This window comes from Pseudomonas sp. NFACC13-1, from assembly GCF_900104425.1.
Classification (GTDB): Bacteria; Pseudomonadota; Gammaproteobacteria; order Pseudomonadales; family Pseudomonadaceae; genus Aquipseudomonas; species Aquipseudomonas fluorescens_AA.
In genome coordinates, this window is the sequence record NZ_FMXV01000065.1 from 1 (window position 1) to 2,978 (window position 2,978).

General features: G+C 53.7%; 4 protein-coding genes and 3 tRNA genes. All 7 read right to left on the minus strand.

What is annotated here, in order from left to right:
- Positions 1 to 143: GTP-binding protein (locus BLQ55_RS30995; RefSeq protein WP_256326681.1), on the minus strand; the 143-nt coding region annotated here is incomplete at its 3' end.
- A gap of 84 nt (positions 144 to 227) precedes the next feature.
- A tRNA-Thr gene (locus tag BLQ55_RS31000) sits at positions 228 to 303 on the minus strand.
- 26 nt (positions 304 to 329) lie between these two features.
- A tRNA-Gly gene (locus BLQ55_RS31005) sits at positions 330 to 403 on the minus strand.
- Positions 404 to 427: 24 nt separating this feature from the next.
- Positions 428 to 512, minus strand: a tRNA-Tyr gene (locus BLQ55_RS31010).
- A gap of 142 nt (positions 513 to 654) precedes the next feature.
- Positions 655 to 1,110: a hypothetical protein gene (locus BLQ55_RS31015; protein ID WP_092205603.1), complete on the minus strand. Its 456-nt coding sequence runs from the start codon at positions 1,108 to 1,110 to the stop codon at positions 655 to 657.
- Positions 1,111 to 1,117: 7 nt separating this feature from the next.
- Entirely contained in the window at positions 1,118 to 1,867 is a 750-nt protein-coding gene (locus tag BLQ55_RS31020) for a pantothenate kinase (RefSeq protein ID WP_092259524.1), read from the minus strand.
- On the minus strand, positions 1,857 to 2,813 hold the full coding sequence (gene birA / locus BLQ55_RS31025; RefSeq protein ID WP_092259527.1) for a bifunctional biotin--[acetyl-CoA-carboxylase] ligase/biotin operon repressor BirA: 957 nt from the start codon (positions 2,811 to 2,813) through the stop codon (positions 1,857 to 1,859). Before birA ends, BLQ55_RS31020 begins: the two co-directional genes overlap by 11 nt.
- Positions 2,814 to 2,978 lie beyond the last annotated feature (165 nt).

A 2,978-nucleotide genomic window follows, 5' to 3' on the forward strand; every position in this document is an offset into this window, starting at 1 on the left:
TCGAAGTCAACCTTGGCCGAACCGAAAACTTCGGAGCAGACACGGGTCAGAGCAGCGGTCAGCGTGGTTTTACCGTGGTCAACGTGACCGATGGTACCGACGTTGACGTGCGGCTTATTACGTTCGAACTTTTCCTTAGCCATCGAAATCACCCCTAGGAGAAGAATTTAGCGAGTCACACAAGCCATTAAAACAAAGGCAGATATTTGCATATCTGCCTTGTAATATGGAGCTCTTGAGCGGATTTGAACCGCTGACCTCACCCTTACCAAGGGTGTGCTCTACCAACTGAGCTACAAGAGCAAAACACTTTGCACAACCTGCAAACTTGGAGCGGGTAGCGGGAATCGAACCCGCATCATCAGCTTGGAAGGCTGAGGTTCTACCACTAAACTATACCCGCGGAGCTTGCAGCTCACGCTAAAAATGGTGGAGGGGGAAGGATTCGAACCTTCGAAGTCGTAGACGTCAGATTTACAGTCTGATCCCTTTGGCCGCTCGGGAACCCCTCCTAAGCGAGCCGGCATTCTATATCATGCCAGCCTTCTGTCAAGCATTTTCTCATTAAAAACCTGAGGTTAGCTGCGTTGACGTCGCTTCGTATCGCTTACCTTTAAAGGTCTTCGCTGCGAAGCGGGCGCCATTCTATGCAAACTACCCTACGGGTGCAACCCCTTCGCATGGCATTATTTTATGTTTTAACTCATTGAATTCTTTAGAAAGGTTTTGGAGCAGCGTTTCACTCACCTTTCCCGCGCCTTCCTGGGGTACCTGAACCCAGAACCCCCCTCCCTCTGAGAGATTTTGCGCGTTCGATACCACAGAGCGACCTACGACACCCAAAGCTGCCAGGCGCTGCTCCAGCTGCCTGGCCAGCTCCGGACGAGCAAAACCACCCAGATAGACACAAGTTTTGGGCACCTCAGCAGACTTGGCCGAATCGCGCCTGACAAGGGCATCCGCCGTTTCGCTCAAGAGATGAATATCCTGTTGCGACCCGCGATATAAGCTCAACGGCGTGACATCCTTGGCGCGAAGCGGGGCCTCCTGCTGATGCCAGATGTAGTAGAAGACATTCAAAACCAGCAACAACAGAAACAGCCACCGCATAGAAACCTCAAGACAAAGGACAGGCCATCGCCAAACCGACGAAAACCAGGTCAGGTACCACCCTGGCATCTGGAACGACCCCGGAAACCAGATTGGCATCCCCCCCAGTAAGAAACACCACGAAATCCTTTCCCCAATATTGCTCCGCCAATTCAAGTTGAGTCAGGACGAATCCCCTGAGCATCAGCATGCAACCGCGCTCGACCGCCTCGACAGTCGCACGACCTGGAGCGAGGCTCTCATGGGCCCGCTCGGCCGCTATATCGTCATAACGAATTTTCCGCGTGTGGGTACGCAATTGATTACGCATCAGAGGCATGCCAGGACAAATGAACCCTCCCAGATGCCCACCATCCGCGGCCACGAAATCGGCTGTGACAGCAGTACCAAAATCCAGCACCAGGCACGCCCCCGAAGCGAGATGAAAACCACCAAGCAGGGCCAACCATCGATCGAGGCCTAGCCGCTCGTAGTCCTCGTAGCCGTTTCTCACACCCGCCATTTCCCGGGCAGGCACGGCACGAACTACCGATACCCCGAACACATCGACCAGCGAAGCGACCAATGAATCCGTCTCCGCCTGGGTCCTCACACTCACAAGACGACACTTCTTGAGCTGGAACTTCTTCGCGTCATTCAGGCTCGCGAGCAAATCGTCGTCAGAGCCGACCACACCACCTTCGACCGGCGTTATTCCATCAGGGCGCAGAACGCGCCATTTGATAAAGCTGTTGCCGCAGTCGAGCTCAAGAATCATCACGCAACCTCAAACTGAGCTCACCACCGCTAAAGTTTTTTTCCACACCATCCACCTTCAAACGCAGCGCACCCTGGTGATCAATGCCCAGCACAATGCCGTCAATTTTATTAACACCGGCAATCAGAGACACAGCCCGCCCCCGCCAAAGATGGTATTGCTCCCATTCCGACTGGATCGCAGCAAACCCCGATATGCGATGAAGCTCCAGATATTGCTGCAGCTTCACCCCCAATCGGGCCACCAGCTCATTTCGATCAAAATCCCTGCCCGCTTCAAGGCACATGGATGTCCATTGCTGGTCGACCTCATCAGTCGATTGCATATTCACATTGATCCCTACGCCCAGGACAACATGGCAAACGTCTGCAGGATCTCCAACCAATTCAAGCAAAATGCCCGCGATCTTTTTCTCACCCACCAAGACATCATTAGGCCATTTCAGCCCCGCCGCCGCGATCCCCATATCACGCAAGACGTGCATGACCGCGAGCCCGACAACCAAGCTCAGACCTTCGATTTGTCGCATGCCACCGCTAATGCGTAACACCAGGCTGTGGTAGAGATTTTCGGCAAATGGGCTGACCCACTTACGGCCACGACGACCACGACCGGCTGTCTGTCGCTCAGCCAAAACCACGAATGGCGCCGCGTCTCCGCGCTCGATGAAACGCAGCGCCTCGGCGTTAGTGGAATCGATAGAGTCGAATATATGGACAGGCCACTCATGAAGGCCTTTTGTGCAGATCTGTGTCGCATCCAAAAGTAGCAGGGGCTTAGCCAACTGATAGCCCCTACCTCGAACTTTATGAACAGACAATCCTAAATCCGCCTCCAAGTGCTGCAACTGCTTCCATACAGCACTACGACTGATACCCAGTGCAGCACCCAGGGCTTGCCCCGAATGAAAGCGGCCATCCTTCAGAAGTTTTAGCAACGTGAGCATGCGGACTGCGCCCTGATAATGAGGCCCGCATGATAGCCATGCGCAAGACAGTTGCATAGAAACACAAAATGACTTTCCTGCGGGCAAAACAAAACCCCTACCTGCGTCAGCAGATAGGGGTTTCGGAATTTAATCTTGACGATGACCTACTCTCACATGGGGAAA

Excerpts from the sequence above, each read along its gene's own strand:
- BLQ55_RS31015 (WP_092205603.1), bottom strand. The coding sequence starts at position 1,110 with ATGCGGTGGCTGTTTCTGTTGTTGCTGGTTTTGAATGTCTTCTACTAC.
- BLQ55_RS31020 (WP_092259524.1), bottom strand. The coding sequence starts at position 1,867 with ATGATTCTTGAGCTCGACTGCGGCAACAGCTTTATCAAATGGCGCGTT.
- birA (WP_092259527.1), bottom strand. The coding sequence starts at position 2,813 with ATGCTCACGTTGCTAAAACTTCTGAAGGATGGCCGCTTTCATTCGGGG.